Source organism: Planctomycetota bacterium (assembly GCA_016235865.1).
Lineage (GTDB): Bacteria > Planctomycetota > MHYJ01 > JACQXL01 > JACQXL01 > JACRIK01.
On sequence record JACRIK010000030.1, the window covers coordinates 37,852 to 57,595 of the forward strand.

General features: G+C 49.4%; 17 protein-coding genes and 1 tRNA gene. 12 read left to right on the plus strand and 6 right to left on the minus strand.

Annotated elements, in window-relative coordinates; translation table 11 throughout:
* Window positions 1-10: 10 nt before the first annotated feature.
* Window positions 11-1,987: a hypothetical protein gene (locus HZA49_09640; protein ID MBI5779700.1), complete on the minus strand. Its 1,977-nt coding sequence runs from the start codon at window positions 1,985-1,987 to the stop codon at window positions 11-13.
* 130 nt (window positions 1,988-2,117) lie between these two features.
* Between HZA49_09640 and meaB the strand changes: the two genes are divergently transcribed.
* The 9 genes from meaB (at window position 2,118) to HZA49_09685 (ending at window position 11,707) form a co-directional block, all read left to right on the plus strand.
* Window positions 2,118-3,074: a methylmalonyl Co-A mutase-associated GTPase MeaB gene (gene meaB / locus HZA49_09645; protein MBI5779701.1), complete on the plus strand. Its 957-nt coding sequence runs from the start codon at window positions 2,118-2,120 to the stop codon at window positions 3,072-3,074.
* Between the two features lie 256 nt (window positions 3,075-3,330).
* Window positions 3,331-4,305 (plus strand): hypothetical protein, encoded by a 975-nt coding sequence (locus tag HZA49_09650; GenBank protein ID MBI5779702.1) that lies wholly within the window; start codon window positions 3,331-3,333, stop codon window positions 4,303-4,305.
* Between the two features lie 404 nt (window positions 4,306-4,709).
* Entirely contained in the window at window positions 4,710-5,372 is a 663-nt protein-coding gene (locus HZA49_09655) for a hypothetical protein (GenBank protein ID MBI5779703.1), read from the plus strand.
* 143 nt (window positions 5,373-5,515) lie between these two features.
* Entirely contained in the window at window positions 5,516-7,126 is a 1,611-nt protein-coding gene (locus tag HZA49_09660; GenBank protein ID MBI5779704.1) for a methylmalonyl-CoA mutase family protein, read from the plus strand.
* A 138-nt stretch (window positions 7,127-7,264) separates the two neighbouring features.
* Entirely contained in the window at window positions 7,265-7,681 is a 417-nt protein-coding gene (locus HZA49_09665; protein MBI5779705.1) for a cobalamin B12-binding domain-containing protein, read from the plus strand.
* Window positions 7,682-7,683: 2 nt separating this feature from the next.
* Window positions 7,684-9,021 carry a tetratricopeptide repeat protein gene (locus HZA49_09670; protein ID MBI5779706.1) on the plus strand — a complete coding sequence of 446 codons (1,338 nt, stop codon included), beginning with the start codon at window positions 7,684-7,686 and terminating at the stop codon, window positions 9,019-9,021.
* A gap of 12 nt (window positions 9,022-9,033) precedes the next feature.
* On the plus strand, window positions 9,034-9,894 hold the full coding sequence (locus tag HZA49_09675) for a prepilin peptidase (GenBank protein ID MBI5779707.1): 861 nt from the start codon (window positions 9,034-9,036) through the stop codon (window positions 9,892-9,894).
* A gap of 57 nt (window positions 9,895-9,951) precedes the next feature.
* Window positions 9,952-10,215 (plus strand): hypothetical protein, encoded by a 264-nt coding sequence (locus HZA49_09680; protein ID MBI5779708.1) that lies wholly within the window; start codon window positions 9,952-9,954, stop codon window positions 10,213-10,215.
* A gap of 10 nt (window positions 10,216-10,225) precedes the next feature.
* Window positions 10,226-11,707, plus strand: a complete 1,482-nt coding sequence (locus HZA49_09685) for a PQQ-binding-like beta-propeller repeat protein (protein MBI5779709.1) — start codon at window positions 10,226-10,228, stop codon at window positions 11,705-11,707.
* 4 nt (window positions 11,708-11,711) lie between these two features.
* Here the strand turns inward: HZA49_09685 and HZA49_09690 are convergent, their stop codons facing one another.
* A complete protein-coding gene (locus HZA49_09690; protein ID MBI5779710.1) occupies window positions 11,712-13,097 on the minus strand; it encodes a sodium:proton antiporter in 1,386 nt (461 codons plus the stop codon).
* Between the two features lie 150 nt (window positions 13,098-13,247).
* Between HZA49_09690 and HZA49_09695 the strand changes: the two genes are divergently transcribed.
* The 3 genes from HZA49_09695 (at window position 13,248) to HZA49_09705 (ending at window position 14,876) form a co-directional block, all read left to right on the plus strand.
* Window positions 13,248-13,319: transfer RNA gene (locus HZA49_09695), tRNA-Ile, on the plus strand.
* A 124-nt stretch (window positions 13,320-13,443) separates the two neighbouring features.
* Window positions 13,444-14,481, plus strand: a complete 1,038-nt coding sequence (locus tag HZA49_09700) for a methionine synthase (protein ID MBI5779711.1) — start codon at window positions 13,444-13,446, stop codon at window positions 14,479-14,481.
* Window positions 14,482-14,492: 11 nt separating this feature from the next.
* Window positions 14,493-14,876: a peptide chain release factor-like protein gene (locus tag HZA49_09705; protein MBI5779712.1), complete on the plus strand. Its 384-nt coding sequence runs from the start codon at window positions 14,493-14,495 to the stop codon at window positions 14,874-14,876.
* A gap of 158 nt (window positions 14,877-15,034) precedes the next feature.
* Here the strand turns inward: HZA49_09705 and gltA are convergent, their stop codons facing one another.
* The 4 genes from gltA to HZA49_09725 form a co-directional block, all read right to left on the minus strand.
* Complete coding sequence (gene gltA / locus HZA49_09710) at window positions 15,035-16,426, minus strand: NADPH-dependent glutamate synthase (protein ID MBI5779713.1); 1,392 nt, start codon at window positions 16,424-16,426, stop codon at window positions 15,035-15,037.
* A 141-nt stretch (window positions 16,427-16,567) separates the two neighbouring features.
* Entirely contained in the window at window positions 16,568-17,437 is an 870-nt protein-coding gene (locus tag HZA49_09715; GenBank protein ID MBI5779714.1) for a sulfide/dihydroorotate dehydrogenase-like FAD/NAD-binding protein, read from the minus strand.
* A 607-nt stretch (window positions 17,438-18,044) separates the two neighbouring features.
* Window positions 18,045-19,175 (minus strand): hypothetical protein, encoded by a 1,131-nt coding sequence (locus HZA49_09720; protein ID MBI5779715.1) that lies wholly within the window; start codon window positions 19,173-19,175, stop codon window positions 18,045-18,047.
* A gap of 13 nt (window positions 19,176-19,188) precedes the next feature.
* Window positions 19,189-19,737, minus strand: a complete 549-nt coding sequence (locus HZA49_09725) for a hypothetical protein (protein MBI5779716.1) — start codon at window positions 19,735-19,737, stop codon at window positions 19,189-19,191.
* Window positions 19,738-19,744: the final 7 nt, after the last annotated feature.

Genomic DNA, 19,744 nt, shown 5'->3' on the forward strand with positions numbered 1-19,744 from the left:
AGATATGTTTTTATTCCGGTTTCGGTTTATCCTCTTTTAGGATACCGTCTTTCTTCTTTTCCTCTAATACTTTCTCTGCCGCCTTGGTTTCTTTCAGCAGTTCGGAGAATTCTTTCATTATATTGGGCTTGATGAATATGCACAGATGGTATTTACGGACGGAATCAGTGTCCTTCCTGAATAGATAGCCCAGGAGAGGTATATCTCCCAGCAGGGGGACCTTGGAGGTGGTCTTGGAGGTTACTTCGCGGGTCAGCCCGCCGATGACCACCGTATCCTTATCCGGCACGGTAACCGTGGTCTTGGCGGTCCTGGTGGTTTTGGGTGTTTTTTGGTCCGGTTCTCCCAAAAACTGTTCGGATTTCTGTTCAATCGCCAGTCGGACATAGTTATCCTCGCTGATAACCGGCGTGATTTTTAGGCTCATTTCTGCTGAGACATATCCAGTCCAGGAAGTTTGCGCCGGTTGCCCGACACCGCCGGGATAAGTCGTGGCAAAAGAGGGCGCCTGGTCTGACATAACAATTGATGCCTCGGTATTATCGTTGGCTAATATAACCGGGGCGGCCTTGAGGTTTATGCCGCTGTCTTTTTGAGCCGCCTGCAGTAAAAACGGGATATTATATCTGGTATCTTTCCAGGCGCCGATGGTTAAACTGCCCACGCCTTTTTCAGTTGCATTGGGAATAACAGGAATCTTGCCGCCGGTGGCGTCAAATGTAGAAATCCCGGTGCTGGTTCCGCCAAACCCGCCCAGGGCGCTGGTTGGCTCTTTGACCGATGCCAATTCTATGCCTAACTGGACCATCTTCTCGTCAGTCAGTTCCGCGATGATAACCTCCAGCAATACCTGCATCTTTCTGACGTCTATCTTTTTTATAAGTTCCAGCATCTCCTCATACATCGCCTTGGGCGCGCTGATAATCAAAGAATTGGAGTTTTTGTCTGCCTGGATGCTCACGGTTTTTTCCGATGGCTTGATCGCGGTGCCTAAAGTGTTTAACGGCTGTTTGAATACCGCATCCAATATCCTCTGGACATCTTCGGCATTGGTGTTGGTTAATTTATATATATAATAATCATTATCCTTCTTGGGCGCTTCGGCGTCAAAGACGTCGATAATCTTGAGGATATCCTTCATGTCTCTTTCCTGCGCCAATATTATGAGAGAATTGGTGCGTTCATCATGGAAGATACGCGGGGCGCCGCGCGCTTTGGTGCTGAATCGCAGCTGGATATAACTGTCTAAATTAGCCTTTACGGGCATTACCGACACGTTCTTTAACTGCCTGGTCTCGAAAATAATACCTTCCTGGTCCAGCAGCTTGATGATTTCCCAGTGTCTTTTGATATTTGAGGCATAATCGGTAATTATAACAGTATTATTTTCCGGTATAATAAGATATGAGGCCTCCATACCCTTGCCTCTGAGCGGCGCCAGTTGTTGTGAAACGGTGCCGGCGTCAATATATTTGAGTTGGATGACCTGCGTAATTATCCGGTCATCGCTGGGCAGGTTTTCTATGTCTGAATTGGAGTTAATCGTTGCCGGATGTTCCCTGGCATCGGCAATCTTTACCAACTTCCAGGCCGGTTCGGTTCTGAGCAGGGTATAACCCTTCATTCGCAGGGTGGTGTCCAGGATGGAATTAACCACGCTGTCATATTTGTCCTCCGGAACCTTGAATGATAGGGGAATGGTATTAAATGTTTGATTCTTGATTTGGTCAATGTCACCCAGGACTATTTTATTTTCTCTTTGTGCAACATATTGCAGAAAGGTGGTTATCTGGACGCCGCCGATGGTAACGGTGTTCATCTTGGGCGGTTGTGCTGTTTTATCCGCCCCTGATGCGCCTGAGCCGCCTGTAGCGCCGCCCTGGGGGGCATCCTGGGCCAGCCCGCACAGCGAGAATAAGGCGGATAACGCCATGATACCGATTAACACCGACCATGCCTGCCGGCTGGCAGGTAATTTGTTTGACATAAAGGTGTCTCCTATAATTAGCATTAACCGTTAAAAAGTTACCTCATTTATATTGAACCCCTTATTTGTGTATACTATTATACCCCCAAGACAGGGTAATGTCAAGAGCTTTTATAAATATCGGCAGATTATGAACAATACTCAATTGGTAAAGAATATCCTCAAAGGCCATAAGGTGGCTGTCTCCCGGGCCATCTCGCTGGTGGAGAACGAGCACAAGGAAGCGGACAAACTGCTGTCTCAGCTCTATTGTTATGTGGGTAAGGCCAAGCGTATCGGTATCACCGGCCCGCCCGGCATCGGTAAGAGCACTTTAGTTAACGAATTGGTCATTGCTATGCGCAAACAGAACAAAAAGGTCGGCGTCATTGCCATAGACCCGAGCAGTATCTTTTCCGGCGGGGCTATTTTGGGCGACCGAATCCGGATGCAGCAGATTGGCGTGGACGAGAATGTCTTTATCCGGAGCATGGCTACCCGGGGCGTGCACGGAGGCCTGAACCGGACCGCCTCAGAAGTGGCGGATATCCTGGATGCCGCGGGTAAGGACTATATCATCTTTGAGACCGTGGGCGTGGGCCAGTCCGAGGTGGAGATATTCCGCACGGCTGATGTCACGGTCGTGGTGCTCTCGCCGGAATCAGGCGACTCCATCCAGGCAATGAAATCAGGACTGATGGAGATAGCTGATATCATTGCCGTCAATAAATCCGACCTGCCCGGGGCTGATGCCTTTGTCGGTAACCTGCGCAATACTCTTGAAATTAGTCGCTCAGGGCGTGGTAACAATAAACACATCGCTATTATTAAAACGCAGGCCAACCAGGGCATTGGCATTACCGAACTCTTAGACACCATCACCGGTTATCTGGGGCAGATAGCCCAGAGCGGGCAACTGGCCATAAAGCGTCAGGAACTCCTCAAGGAGCGCATCAAATCGCTCATCCTCTGCAAGATAGAAAACACCATCACCACCCACCCGCAAATCACCAGGCAGATAGAGGAGTATCTGAAGGAATGTAATACCAAGCCAAAGATAACACCGTATGAACTCGTCGACAAGGTTATAAAAAGAGTTGTAAAGTGATAAACGCTGATTATATCTTGTGCAACGATAGTAAATACGACGAGACCGCGGAGCGAACCCGAAGGGACCGGGAAGAACGAACCGGCAACGAATGCGAAGCAAATTGGTGGATAAGGTAATTAGAGCCAGTTAGGAGCACAGCGACTTATCCCTCTGACGGGATCCCGTTGAGGGACTGGCTCTTATCCTGTTAAGGATAAGGAAAGTGGTTAAGAAATAGCCACAGATTAACACTGATAATTAGGAGGTATTACCGATGAAAACATATCGTTGCCCAACTTGCAAGAAACCTCTCACGAAAAATGAATTTGAGAGAGCTCTTGGTATACTTGACAAACGTGAGAAGTACTACAAAAACAAAGAAGCATCCTCACAAAAGAAGGTCCAAGACCTAAAAAATATGTGGAAAAAAGACAAACAGGCACAATCAAAGAAAATTAAAGACGCAGGGAAGTCAGGTGAGCGTAAAGGAATACGGAAAGCGGGACGCATGGTGACCGGTTTAAAAACAGAAAATGAAAAACTACACAAACGAATTAGCCAACTTGAAAAAGGTAAAACACCTCAAACTGAAGGTTTAGAATTTGAGGAGAAACTTGCCGCTCGTTTAAGAAGAGAATTCCGCGAAGATGACATTCAGCACAAAGGTAAAGGTGGAGATGTTCTTCACATTGTAAAGTTCAACCAAGAACCTGTTGGTGTTATCATCTACGAGTGTAAGAGGGAGTCAAAAATAAAGCCTCAACATATTCGTCAAACATATCTTGCAAAACAGTCTCGTGAAGCGGAATTTGCCGTCTTAGTAACAACTGGTCAAAAGAAAGGTTTTAGTGGGCTCTCACAAATGGACGGAGTTTTGGTAGTTTCTCCTCTTGGCACCGTTCCTCTTGCTTCTCTGCTCCGGGGTTATCTTAAAGAAATGAATAAAGCAAAAATCCCTAAAGATAAGCGGACAATAATTGCACAGCAACTTATGAAATACATAACAAGCCCACAGTTCAAGAATCCTATTGATGAAGTGGTGCAACTTTCTTCTGAACTTCAAGGCATGGTTATAGAGGAATATAAGGATCATTGTCGTACGTGGAACAAACGATTGAATAATTATAAAACGATTGAATGGGATAGTTCACAGATTCGGAAGAATTTACAACTTGTTCAACACGGCAAGAAACCAGAAGTAAGTATTCATCCGAAAGCTACCTTGTTACAATTGCCTGCTCCTTTATGATGATGGAATTCTGGGGGCGGTGAATGGTTCACTGACGTCTCCGAAAGGTTCGTACAGGGCGGGGAATGATTCACTGATGTCTCCAAACGGTTCGCTCAGGGCGGGGAATCATTCACTGATGTCTCCAAGCGGTTCGTAGAGGGCGGGGAATGGTTCACTGATGTCTCCGAACGGTTCGTAGAGGGCGGGGAATGGTTCACTGATGTCTCCGAACGGTTCGTAGAGGGCGGGGAATGGTTCACTGAAGGGGCTGAATGGCTCGTTTATATGAGCGAATAAGTCATCTAACTGTATAATATTTAATGGGTTGTAGCTAATTCCCCATTGTTAAAGGGGGATAAAGGGGGTTATTACAACCCCCCGGCCCCCTTTGTTAAGGGGGAGTTCTGGAAAAGAGGTGTAAAATGCCAAAAAAGGACTATATACCGTATTCGGATGCGGAGTTTGACGAGTGGTTCCGCAATTTTGCGGCTAATATTGGGCCGATTGCAACACGGCTCGAAATGCCACCGGCTTTGATTACCGCGGTACTTGATGCCTATGCCAACTGGAAGCCGGGCTATGTGGCGCAACAGACGGCAAAGAATGCTCACCAAGCCGCCACGGCAATCAAGGATGAATTACGCGACACGGGCAAAGAAGCGGTCAGGCCTTTGGTCGGGATAATGCAGGCGAATCGGGACCTGACCGACGGAGAACGGGCCACACTGCGTATTACAGTGCCGGACCGGAAGCTGACCCAGGCCTCTCCGGACTATGTGGCGGCTTTAGACCCGCCTCTGTTACTACTGGACTGGTCCGGGCGCGGATTGGTAGTCGTTCATTTCGGCGTCAATCCGTCCAATGAAAAGAATAACGGCAAGCCGCTGGGGCTTTTCGGCGCGCAAATCTGGTGCCGGCAGGATGGCAAGGACTGGGAGTATGTGGCGGTTGATACCAACAGCCCCTATACGCACAATTTTTCTATCACCGAACCGGTCAAGGTGGAATACCGGGCTCAGTGGATAGATAAACAGATGCGCCCAGGTGGTTTTAGCCAGACGGCTAAGTGCGTGGTAACGCCCTGAGCCAGCCGAAGGGTAACACCTTAAAGAGAACACGAACAATTCGTGCTATTCGTTACATTCGCTTCGCGGTCTCTTCGAGTTCGTGTGATTCGTGTTTATCTTTTTCTTGACCTTTTTCAAGGTGTTTATTATACTTTCTGTCTATGCCACAAGCTACAACAACAAGCAAGCCGACTCATACGGATGCTGAGTCCAAACCGGAAAAGGTCCTATACAAGCCCGAAGACTTGCAGGGTTTCTCTTATGAGAAAGACCTGAATAATCCGGGTGAATTCCCGTTTACCCGGGGTGTGCATCCGGATATGTATTCAGGCCAGCTCTGGACCATGCGCCAGTTCTCCGGTTTCGGTACTGCCAAGGATACCAACCAGCGTTATAAATTCCTGCTCTCGCGCGGCCAGACCGGGCTGTCGGTCGCCTTTGACCTGCCGACCATAATGGGTTATGATTCAGACCATGCCCGGGCCAAGGGCGAGGTGGGCAAGTGCGGCGTGGCTATCTGCTCCCTGGAGAATATGGAGACGTTGTTCAGCGGGATTCCGCTTGATAAGGTCTCGACCTCAATGACCATCAATGCCCCGGCGTCAATCCTGCTGGCATTCTATGTGGCGGCCGGCGAAAAGCAGGGAGTGTCATCGGATAAACTGCGCGGCACCATCCAGAACGATATCTTAAAGGAATACATCGCCCAAAAATCCTGGATATTCCCGCCCAAGCCGTCTATGCGCATAATCACGGATATCATGGCATTTTGCGCCGAACACGTGCCTCAGTGGAATACGATTTCCATTTCCGGCTATCATATCCGCGAGGCCGGCTCAACGGCCGTGCAGGAATTGGCATTTACATTAGCCGATGGTTTCGGCTATGTCGAGACCGGGATAGCGGCCGGGCTGGATGTGGATACCTTTGCGCCCCGGCTGTCTTATTTCTTTAACGCGCACCTGGATTTCTTTGAGGAGATTGCCAAATACCGGGCTGCCCGGAGAATCTGGGCCCGGCATATGAAGGATAAATATCATGCCAAGGACCGGCGTTCCTGGTTGCTACGCTTCCATACCCAGACCGCCGGATGTTCTTTGACGGCCCAGCAACCTGAGAATAATATCGTCCGGACTGCCTATCAGGGCTTAAGCGCGGTCCTGGGCGGCACCCAAAGCCTGCATACCAATTCCATGGATGAGACCCTGGCATTGCCGACTGAACACGCGGTGACTATCGCCTTGCGCACCCAGCAGTTAATCGCCTATGAAAGCGGAGTGACCAAGACCGCTGACCCATTGGGCGGTTCGTATTATGTAGAGGCGCTGACCAATAAGTTGGAGGCCGAGGCCGAAGCGTACTTTAAAAAGATAGAGGAATTGGGCGGGGTGGTTAAGGCAATTGAGCAGGGCTTCTTCCAGCGCGAGATTGCCAAGTCCGCTTACGATTACCAGAAGGATATAGAGTCCAAGAAGCGGATTGTGGTGGGGATTAATGAATTCGTGGATGATAAGGAGCCGGATATTGATTTGCTCAAGATTCCGGCCTCGGTGGAGAAGAATCAATGCGCCCAGTTGAAGGCATTGCGCAAACGGCGCGATAACCTCAAGGTCAAGCAGACACTGGAAGAAGTCCGCCAGCGCGCCAAGGACGGCCGTAACCTGATGCCGGCTATTATAGATGCCGTGAAATGTTATGCCACCGAAGGTGAGATTATCCAGACCTTGAGAGCCGAATTCGGGGAATACCGGGAACCGCCAATTTACTGGTGAGCCCCGTTAGAAGCGTTCCCGAAGGTTGGTTAGAATATAGTATTAGTTTAGATACATCACTATTGTTCGCTTCTAACGGGGTAAGTACCCAAAAAGTTGACATTATCCACAAAATATTATAAGTAAGGGATTCTGTATATGAGCCGAAAAATCAGAGTATTGGTGGCCAAGCCGGGCCTGGACGGCCACGACCGCGGCGCCAAGGTGGTGGCCTGCGCCCTGCGTGATGCCGGGATGGAGGTCATTTATACAGGTCTGCACCAGACCCCGGAGATGGTGGTCCAGTCGGCCGTGGAAGAGGATGCGGATATCGTGGCCATGTCCATCCTGTCCGGCGCGCATATGACCCTGTTCCCGGAGGTCTTAAAACTGATGAAGAAACAGGGCTTGAAGAATGTTCTGTTATCCGGCGGCGGAATCATATCGGATGAGGATATAAAGAAACTCAGTAAGCTGGGCGTGGGAAAACTCTTTACCCCGGGCGCGCCTTTAGCTGATATTGTAGATTACTGCACTAAAGAAGGTGCTAAGATTATAGCCAAAAAGGAGAAATAGAAATGAAGACCGCGACAAAAGATATTGATACTGATATTCTGCTGGAGAAAGAAAATGTTGATTTGGATGAGCTGATGGGCATGCGCAAGGCCATGTTGCTCTCGATGAAGACCAGAGGGCAGTTGGAAAAGACCTTCTCCCGGGCTGACGAGGCCAAGAAGGAATTATCATCCCAGGCCAAGGCCATTGCCCGCAAGGGCGTCATCTGCTGGATGCTGGACAAGACCGAGGAAGCTATTAAATACCTGGAAGAGGGCTCGTCCACTGATGAGGCGACCTATATCCTGGGGCTGTGTTATATGGAAACCGGCCGGAACGAGAAGGCCCATAAATTACTGGCCGCGTCTTATAAGACATATTCTGATTCGCCCGAAGTGTTTGCTTCTTACCTTGATTCCCTGATAAAGACCGGGCAGATTGACGAGGTGTTGCAGATAATCCAGAAGGTTAAGGGGAAATTTGCCAAGTCGCCGATGCTGTCGTATTATCACGGCCTGTGCTTGGAACAGCAGGGCGATTATGACAAGGCCGAGGAAGAATACGAGAACGCCCTGGATATTGATTCTGAATACGCGCCGGCTATTTTCCGCCTGGCCTACCGGTATGACCTGAGCGGCAAGGACGAGGACGCATTGGAACTCTACGAGAAGTTACTTCACATCAAGCCGACCCATATCAATGCCCTGATAAACCTGGGCATATTTTATGAGGATAATGATGAACCCCAGAAGGCATTGGAATGCTATGAGGCGGTGTTAAATATCCATCCCAATCATTCCCGGGCAAATCTTTATAAAGAGGACGCCCGTTCGTCTCTGGTGATGTATTATGACGACAATCTCAAACGCAAGGAACAGGAACTAAAACGGCTGCTGAGCCAGCCGCTTTCCGAATTCCAGCTGCCGACCCGGGCCAGGAACGGGTTGGATGAATTGAATATTAAAACTATCGGCGAACTGGTCAGGAAAACAGAAGATGAATTACTTTCCCACGAGAATTTCGGCGCCAAGTCATTAGTTGATATCAAGGATTTATTAGCCCGGCGGGGATTAATGCTTTCTGCGGAAAACCGGCCGATTACCCTGGAATCACTGCTCAAGTCCTATATCTCCGCCGAAACGCCCAAGCAGGTCGACGTGGTTAATAAGCCCATTTTTGAGATTGATTGGTCCGCGCGCGTTAAGGCATCGTTAACCAGGCTGAAGGTTTACACCTTCGGTGATTTGGCCAATAAGAGCGAGAAGGATTTTATGGATTTGCCCAATTTCGGCCAGACCTCCCTGGATGAGATAAGGCGCCGGCTGGAGCAATTTGGATTATCCCTGAAATCTTCAGAATAGATAGATTAAAAATTGGAATACTTCTATTTTACCGTCATTTTCCTCTTCGGGATTATCATTGGCAGTTTCCTTAATGTCTGTATCTTTCGTCTGCCCCGGGAGGGCATGTCCATCCTGAAGCCCGGCTCATTCTGTCCGGCTTGCAAGATCCCGATCAGGTGGTATCAGAATGTTCCTTTATTCTCTTTTATTATTCTGGGCGGGAAATGCGCCCAGTGCTCGGCTCGGATTCCCTTGCGTTATCCGCTGGTTGAATTCCTTACCGGGGCGCTCTTTGTCCTGTCCGCCTACTGGTACCTGGCGCCTTTTGATAGCCCGGCGGACGGCGAACGGATAGTCCGTTTTGCGGTCACAATTTATCTGGCAAGTATCCTGGTCGTGGCGACATTTATTGATATAGATTTTCGTATCATACCTGACGAATTGACCGTCTCGGGTATCATCCTGGCATTATTAGTCAGCGCGCTGTTCCCCTTGCTCCATAAGCCGGTCTTTCAGGCGCTGCCTTCTTTTGCCAATGGATTGTTCAGTTCGTTAGCCGGAATCATTGTCGGAGGCGGAGTGGTTTATTTAGTCGGTGTCTTCGGCAAACTGGTTTTCCGCAAGGATGCGATGGGATTCGGCGATGTCAAACTGATGGCCTTCTTAGGCGGGTTCCTGGGCTGGGAGTCCACGCTCTATATCTTCATCGTGGCTTGTTTCATCGGTTCCATCATCGGCATCACCCTGTATTTTATCACCAAAGACCATTATATCGCCTTTGGCCCGTATATTGCCCTGGCGGCGCTGGTGGTGATGTTCTTCAAGCCGCAGATAACCGATATCGCTTTCCACCGGTACCCGGAGTTTATTCGGGGGATCTTCCTTACTTAGAATATTTGTTTTATTTTATTGACATAGAATAAGATATAAAATATCGTCAGTTACAATATGACAAACAAGTTCCAAAAATACTATGCGTCATTAACCCCCGAAGAGCGGATGTTGCTGACTTTAAGGGATGAACTCTATGGCGGGCAGTGGGAACGGATGACCAAAGACCTAAATGACCGCCTCAAAGGGCGGCCTTATATCTTCAAATTAGTCGAGCGCATCAAAGACGACCTACAGCGCGTTGAGAAACTCCAGGAGTACGAGAAGAAGCATGGTATCAACCTGGCTGACTTTGTCAATGCAGAACCAGAAAAGCAATAAGAGTTATATTATGAAATCCAAGTCTGTATTACCGATGCTGATAGCGGCGATGGTTATTGCCGGCCTGACCTCCTGCGGCTTATTTGAAAAGAAGTCCAAGCAGACGCCTTCGGGAGACAGTGTTGGAGCCGAATTGCGCAGCAGTGACATAAAACAGATGGAATATTACCGGGGCTATATAGCCAAGAATCTGCCTTTCAAGCAAATACGCTGGGAAGCGGTCTTCAGCGGCGAGAAGGTGCGCCAGATGTCCAGATACGGCGATTCGTTCTACGTTGAAACCAATGCCCATCGTTTTTATAGTCTGAACAGCAAAACCGGTTTCCGGCAATGGCAACTGCAGCTGCCCGGGCCCATAGATTACTTCATCTCCACGGTCGGCGATTTGCCCAAGAAAGAAGCCGAATTAAGAAAGAGTCTTGTAACGGTGGAAAAAGAAATATCAAGCGAGAGCAAGAGCAAAGACCGGGACGAGGACAAAATCAAGTCGCTCAAAAGGCAGCTCCAGGCCCTTCAGCAGGAGTTTATCTCGCTGCGACTGAGGGATGTGCTTTACTTGACCTGCAAAGGCAGCTTATATTGCATAGATCGCTCGGTCGGAACTATTCTCTGGCAGGCACAGCTGGAGTTTGTTCCGGGTACCGCTCCCTGCGCCACGATTGCATCGGTTTTTATCGGCTCGTTGGATGTGCACCGCGTCTATCAGGTTGATACCACTTTAAGATACGAAAAGGACTGGTTCAAGATAGCTGAGCCGGTTAACACCACGCCTCTTTACGAAAACCTCATTCTCTATTTCGGCTCGCAGGACGGCAAGGTTTATGCCTATGATACCGTGGAACACAAGTTATTATGGTCTTATCAGACCGAGAAAAGTATTGTGGCGGATATGATTCTGGACGGGGATATCCTTTATGTTCCTTCTGCTGATTTTGCGATATACGGGATTGACCGTTATGCCGGCATCCTGCTCTGGAAGTTTGAGACCGGCTCGGCTGTTACCACGCCCATGAGAGTGGATAAGATGGTTACCAAAACGGTAATACCGGTCAAGGCGCCGGCGGCTGAAGCGGGAAGCGAAGGAGCCGAAAATCCGGCCGAGAGCGCCCCGGTCAAGATGCAGGATACTATTTCCCGGACCCTGTATGCCTACAGCGACAATAACGGCCTTTATGCACTGGATTTGATAACCACCTCCGTTATCATCAAGGACGAAGACCCGTCAAGACCTGACCGGGAAAAGATAATGCGCCGGGCAAACCCCAGATGGAAATTTGAGGATGGCCGGGATTTCCTAATCAGGGGGCAAAAACGCATTTACGTCACGGGTCTTGATAATCGGACGCTTTATGCGCTCGGCACAGGTGAGCGTTTGGATGTAAAAGAAAAATACGACCTGTCTTATTTCCCGGCCCGCTTCGGAGATTTGACTGAAGGCATACTTTATCTGGCCACTCCGGATGGATACCTCTTCTCGGTCAAGGAACCGTAATTTTCTACCCTCTGAAGAAGATAAATGTCACCAGGATGAATATCGGAATAAGAATCAGTATCGAATAAGCCATATATCCGAAGAAGGACGGCATTTTAATCTTCGATTCCTCGGCAATCGCCTTGACCATGAAATTAGGGCCGTTGCCGATATAGGTATTTGCGCCCATAAAAACCGCGCCGCAGGAAATGGCGGTTAAGAGGAATACCCCCTGTCCGCCAACAGCCAGAAGGTCCTTAAGATACATTGCACTCAAGGGAACATTTAATATTCCGCTGGCCGCAGAGGTCATGGTCAGGTAGGTCGGCGCGTTATCCAGGAAACTGGACAGCGACCCGGTGGCCCAGAAGAAGTGCCACGGCTGGGTCAGCCCCAGCTCTGTCCCGCGGGCATTGAGTATCATCAGCGCCGGTATCATGGTCACGAATATTCCGGCAAATAATACCGCCACCTCGATTATCGGGCCAAAGGTAAATCCGTTAGATTGCCGGGTATGTTTCCTGGTAAACAAGAGTGAACACACGGCCATCAGCATCATCAGCGCCTCTTTGATTCCGAATTCCCAGTTTAGGTATCCGGACAGGAATATGGCCGCGACCACGCCGCCCAGGAAGAGGAAATTCAGGGTGCCTTCCATACCCAATGCTTTCTTGGGCTCTACCTGCTGGTCCAGGTCGCCGGGTGTGGCGATATCTTCCTTGTGGAATTTCCATTGGTCATAGATATTAAAGGCGACCAGCAGGATGCCGCAGACAAACAGCCATTCCCAGACCAGGTTAAATGTCCAGAGAAAAGGCACGCCTTTGAGGAATCCCAGGAACAGAGGCGGGTCGCCCAGCGGCGTCAATAACCCGCCGCAATTGCTGACGATGAATATGAAAAATATGATGATATGGGCCTTAGCGCGGCGCGCCTTGTTGGCCCGGATGAGCGGCCGGATTAAGAGCATGGAAGCGCCGGTCGTGCCGATGAAACTGGCCAGGACGGCCCCGATGGCCAGTACCACTGTATTGATTAAAGGCGTGCCGGCTAAAGAACCTTTGATGTAAATACCTCCGGCAATCACATAGAGGGCGCCTAATAAGATAATAAACGATACGTAATCCAGGGCGACCACTCCTAGTTCAGGCGCATGCACCTTGAGAATATAGATAGCCACCGGGATGCCTAAAATCAGGGAAATAATCCCTTTGTGCAGGTTACTTTCCCACCAGTGGGCAAAGGCCAAAGGAATAATGGCGATGGACAAAAGCATCAGGGCAAAAGGTATTACGGACCATAAAGGCAGGTGTTTGCCGACCTCGGAGGAACTTTCTCCGCTGGCCCAGGTCAATCCGGCGATGCCCAATAGCATAATCAGTCCGCTGGCGATATGTCGTAATTTAATCATAGCTGCATCACTTTCTAAATAATTAAAGCCCCAATATGGCAAGGACTAAAGAGTCTGTCAAGGTTTTTAAATCCTCATTTTATCGGCCAAAAAGTAATAACTTATCTTGACCTTCCGGTCGATATTGTTTATATTGCGTGCCTAATATCGGGGCCCGTAGCGCAATGGTAGCGCAGCGGACTCATAATCCGTTGGTTGCCCGTTCGAGTCGGGCCGGGCCCATTAGAAACTCTTACGAACGCAGTGAGTTAGAGTTTCTTACCCCGCACATAGCTTTATTCTATGCGTCTGCGAAGTAGTGGTTTATGTGCGGGGTTAGATGATTTATAGTAGTAGGATAAATTACGTGAACTTCAACTTTACTCCAACCGGTATCGGCAGTATTCCTTATATTGACCCCAAGGCATCGGTCCATCTGGTACTGAAGTATTTCAAGCAGATTCCTTTCTGGCCCCAATTGCCCCAGCGGATATTTTTTGAAGGCATGGGCACCCAGTTCAGCGAAGGCCTGCCCGGACTGGTAATTAGCCTGGAACAGAATGCGTTCTACATTGATACCGCATCCGGGCAACTGGAGAAGGAAACAGCCCGCTTTTACGAGAAATACCTGGCTGGCGACTTGGATGCCTTTGCCATTTCACCGGATTATGCCTCGGGTTTCCACGAGCTAATCAGCCAGATCAAGTCCAAGAAACTCAAGCCGATGTATGTCAAGGGCCAGATAACCGGGCCGCTGACCTTCGGCGCCTTGGTGACCGATAAAGATGGCCAGGCCATCATGCATCATTCCTTATTGTCCGACGTGCTGATTAAGAACCTGATAATGAAGGCCCGCTGGCAGATTAAGGAATTTAACGAGCTCGGATTAAAGAGCATCATCTTCCTGGATGAGCCGTATCTGATGGGCTATGGCTCGGCTTTCATTCCCTTGAGCCGTGAGATTGTTATCAAGCAGTTGACCGAGGTGATAGACGCGATTCATCAGGACGGCGCCCTGGTCGGCATACACTGCTGCGGCAATACGGATTGGGCTATGATTATGGAGACGCCAGTTGATGTCCTGAATTTTGACGCCTACGGGTTTATGGACAAGCTGTCGCTATATGCGGATATGGTGAAAAAATATGTCGACCGGGGCGGGGTGATTGCCTGGGGCATCGTGCCTTCGATTATGCTGGATGGTCTGCCGTCAGCCAAAGAGCTGGCCGGTATATTGAATAAAGGGCTGGCTGAGTTGGTTAAAAGGGGAGTGGATAAGAAGCGGCTGATGAGCCAGTCAATCCTGACGCCGTCCTGTGGATTAGGCGGGCTTCAGGAAGCGCAGGCCGAGGAGCGGCTGAAGTTGTTGATAGAGGTTGTGGAGAGCGTAGAGCGTGGTGCCTAAGGCGAATAGTTATGGAAGATATTAACAAGCTGATGCAGAAATTCAGCATTTTCGAAAACGATATTATTGAATCGTTCATATCATCCGGCGGGCCGGGCGGGCAGCATGTCAATAAAACCGCGTCTTGCGTGTATCTGAAACATATTCCCACCGGCATAGAGGTTAAATGCCAGAGCCAGCGTTCCCAGGCGGCCAACCGCATTACGGCCCGGAAGATTCTGGTGAAACGGATAGAAGAGCTTTATTTGAAGCGGGCGCTGGCCAGACGCCAGGCCATGGAAAAGATTCGCCGCCAAAAACGCCGGCCGTCCCGGGCCGCCCGGTTAACACGCCTTGAAGCCAAACACCGGCATTCCGTTAAGAAGAAGTTGCGCTCGGACAGGGAAGAATACTAAAGAAATTTTTTACAACAGGCCCTTTGCGTAGCAATGGTCGGCAGCATTTAGCCGGTGGCTAAAGCGCACCGGGTACTTAAGCGGATTTAACGGATATTAATCCTAATCGGTTTAATCAGTTAAATCCTGTTGTAAAATACCGTTGTTAAACCACGTCGTTAACCGCCAGTAAGGTATTTATCAATAGAGCGAGCGGCTATTTTCCCTTGTCCCATAGCTTCTATCACCGTAGCCGCGCCGGTTACAATATCACCGCCGGCATAGACACCCTTCATGGTGGTGGCCAAGGTCTCGGGATTGGCATTGATATTGCCCCATTTATTCAGTTCTATTTCGGGCGTGGCTTTTAGCAGGAGCGGATTAGGCCCGTTGCCGATAGCTACTACCACCGTATCAACTTCTATTTCAAATTCCGAGTCCTTGATGGGAATCGGCCGGCGCCGGCCTGATTCATCCGGTGCGCCTAATTCCATCTTGATACATTTTATGCCGCGGACACAGCCGTCCTTGCCCAGAACCTCAATGGGATTGGTCAGCAGTTGGAAATCGATGCCTTCCTCTTGGGCGTGATGAATCTCTTCCTTCCGGGCCGGCATCTCTTCCGGCGACCGGCGGTAAACGATATAGACCTTTTCCGCGCCCAGGCGCAGGGCAGTCCGGGCTGAGTCCATGGCTACATTGCCGGCCCCGACCACGGCTACCTTTTTGCTCTTGACCATAGGGGTATCGTATTCCGGGAAGAGATAGGCCTTCATCAGATTGACCCGGGTCAGATATTCGTTGGCTGACAGCACGCCGATAAGGTTCTCGCCGGGGATATTCAGGAACATGGGCAGTCCGGCGCCGGTGCCGACAAACGCGGCTTTATAGCCTTCCTTGAACAGCTCGGTCAGGGTAGCCACCTTGCCGACGAGCATATTGGTCTCCACCTTGACGCCCATCATAGTCAGGTAATTCACCTCGGCCTGGACAATCACCTTGGGCAGTCGGAATTCCGGGATGCCATAGACCAGGACGCCGCCGGTTTTATGGAGCGCCTCAAAGATGGTCACGTCATAGCCCTTGAGCGCCAAATCGCCGGCGCAGGTCAGTCCGGCCGGGCCTGAGCCAACCACGGCCACCTTGATATTCTTTTTCTCGGCGATATTCGGGATTTTAACGGCGTTGGTATTGCGTTCAAAGTCAGCCACAAATCGTTCCAGCGAGCCGATAGCTACCGGCTTGTCCTTCTTGCCGACGATGCAGACCTTTTCGCACTGGCTTTCCTGGGGGCAGACCCGTCCGCAGACGGCCGGCAGGGCATTGGTGGACTTTACCTTGCGGGCCGCTTCCACAAACTTGCCTTCGGCTACCAGCTTGATAAATTCCGGAATCGCCACCTCAACCGGACAGCCCTTGACGCAGGCCGGCTTTTTGCATTGCAGGCAGCGCTGGGCCTCTTTCATGGCGATTTCCTGGGGGAATCCGAACGGGACTTCGTTGAAATTCTTGATGCGGTCGTGCGGTTTCTGTTCGGGCATCTTCTGGCGTTCAATCTTTTCTTTCGGCATACATGTCCTCTCTAACTTAATAACTAAGAAAACTTCGTAACTTCTGCCACGAAGGCACAAAGACACTAAGAAGAAATTAATGAGTTGTTTTCTTCGTGCCTTAGTGTCTTGGTGGCTATAAACATTTTTTTAATTCGTGTCTTACTTCACCTGTTTCTGCGCGGCCATCGCCAGGTCAATACAACTCGGGCTATGCTGGAATTTCTCCACGGCCGTCTTTTCCTGGACATTATAGGTCCGGAGCCGTTTCTGGAGTTCGTCAAAATCCACCAGATGTCCGTCGAATTCCGGGCCGTCCACGCAGGCGAATTGGGTTTTGCCGCCGACCGTCACCCGGCAGACACCGCACATGCCGGTGGCATCGAGCATAATTGGATTCAAACTGACCATGGTCTTGAGATTGTATGTCTTGGTCAGGTTAGCCATGGCCTTCATCATCGGCACCGGGCCGATAGCCACGGCCAGGTCAACCTTGATTCCGCGGGCCATGACCTGTTTGAGCAGGTCTGAGGTGAATCCCTTGATGCTGTAAGAGCCGTCGTCGGTCGCCACCAGGAGTTCATCCGAGACCTTGGCCATTTCTTTTTCCAGGATGAGCAGGTTCTTGGTGCGCGCGCCGATGAGCGAGATGACCTTGTTGCCAGCCAGCCGCATGGCCTGGGCAATCGGATAGACCGGGGCAATGCCGATACCGCCGCCCACGCAGACCACGGTACCGTATTTCTCAATGTGGGTGGCCTTGCCCAGCGGGCCGACCAAGTCGTGAATACTCTGTCCGGGCTCCATCTGTCCCAGTTGCATGGTGGATTTACCCACGGCCTGGAAGACAATGGTGAGCGAGCCGGCGACCGCATCCGCATCGCAGATGGTCAGGGGCACCCGTTCCCCGTTTTCGTCTATCCGGAGCACCACGAATTGGCCGGCCTTTCTGGCTCGGGCTATGCGTGGCGCGTCTATGACCATCTTATAGACGCAGTCCGAAAGCACCTCTTTGGCAAGTATCTTGAACATAAGAATTCCTCTCTTACTGGCCGCTTGTCATTCCTGCCCCGTATGTCATTCCCGCGAAAGCGGGAATCCAGCGGAACGACTTACGACTATTAAAATCCAAAACGAATTTCTTCAGTATAATTTATTATTTATGGATTCCAAGTTTTTAGATGAATATTTTGTATCGGGTGATAAGAGGGGGCAGGGTATCCCCCAGATATATAGGGGGTATATCCCATATACTTGAGGGGTATATCCCATATACCTGGGGGGTATATCCTATATACCTGTATGGTATATCCCATATACCCGTGGGGTATATCCTATATACTTGAGGGGTATATCCCATATACTTGGGGGGTATATCCTATATACTTGGGGGGTATATCCCATATACCTGGGGGGTATATCCCATATACCTGAGGGGTATATCCCATATACCTGTGGGGTATATCCCATATACCTGGGGGGTATATCCCATATACTTAGGGGGTATATCCCATATACTTAGGGGGTATATCCCATATACTTAGGGGGTATATCCCATATACCTATGGGGTATATACCACCCTACGGGGTGGTATAGGGGGAATCCCCCTAACTTATATTTGATATGTATAGTTTAATTTTATCTTAGATGCAGGGTATTAATTAATTCATTGGCCAGACGTTTGGTTTCATTCAGATGGCGGGTGAATCTGCGGCTGAGCCAGTAATACAGGAGCATCAGGCCGATAATGAAAATGAGTTCTATCAGCATTACAAAGGATGTTTCAATGATGTTATTCAACAGCACAGGAAGACATTTGAATATTGTTAAGCTGGTTTTCATCTCATGGAGCAGGGAAAATAAATTACCCATAACAGCGAAATAGGTAACGATTACTGATATCATCCCGGCCAGGAGCAGTAAACTTAACCTGATATCAAATCTAGCGGTCTCGCGTTCAATAGCCAAATCGGCGGCTTTATTGATTTCCTCTTTGCCCTGTCTCTGGAAGGGAATCAGGGAGCGGATGATATTGAATAGTCCACTTCGGTTAGTATCGCATAAAGCCAAAGCTTCCTGATGTTGCTTTGCTTTAAGATGTTGCCTGAGTTGAGGCATCAAGGAGTTAATTGATTTTTCATCACGGCTGAGGCCGGAGAGATATAGGGTGGCCAGCCAGCTGACTATGGCGGCCAGTATGATGATAATCCAACCGTTGGTATTAACCTTGAATTCAAAGCGCGGCTTTTTTACCGGCGGAGTTTCTTTATAGTTTATAACAGGCGGACTGATTACACTGGTGCTTTCCGGGGCTTTTGAATCATAGTAATTCGGTATAATCACATAGCGGCTGATATTACACTTTCTTAATATATTTAATGCGTTTACCAGCGCCTGGTGCGGCACCCGGTCATCCGGATATATCCTAATCAGCAGGTTTGAGTGCTGGGTCTTTAATGCCTGATAGAGCGAATCCCAGTCCGAATAAATCCGCTTATTGAATTCTATGGTGGTGCACAGGGGTTTATCAGGGTTATATTTCAGGCGGATTAACAGGGATTGCTTATCTGCGATACTGGTCTTTGGCGCATAATAATAAAATATGCCTTCGAAAGATTTGTAACCAGAGCCATAAAATATCAGGGAAACATCTGCTGTCTGTAAGGCCCAGATAAAGATGGGGATTAACAGGCATCCCAGTAGGATATAGACATCCAATCGGAAGGTGTGGGTAATCTTCCGGGCCCATTCACTGGCGTATTTATTCATCTTATAATCCTGATTAGTAACCAGGCGGCATTTCCACGGCGATTTCCATCTTCCATAGCCGGGTCTTGGAGCAGGCTTCACGGATAATCCTGAATAGTCTACAGGGAGCGTTCCCGTCTGCCCTTATCATAACCGGGCGATTGGACCAGCTTTTGGGGTCGTCTCTGATTTCCCGGTCTAAATTTCCTTCAACTTGTAATCTTTGTTCTAATTCTAATCTTGTTAATTCCTTGCCTTTTATCTTTATCCTCCAGTGCTCTTCAATCTGGCAGGGCTGAATCAATATGCCGTTTTTATATCTTAACTCCGGACAGTCTTTTCCATACGGCACCTCATGGTTGATATTCACCATCAGCCGGTACTTATTCGGATGGTCGTCTGCCACAGCCGCATCGGCCTTGGCCAAATATACCCGCTCAAGTTTCTGGTTGAGGGTATCTGTACTGAACAGGATAAATAAAAATATCATCGGGCATAATAAGAATATCATGATGACGGCCAGACCTAAGAAGTTGGGTAGTTTGGACTGGCTGGCTAAGTTAGATGCTTGTTTTAGGTTCATATAAATA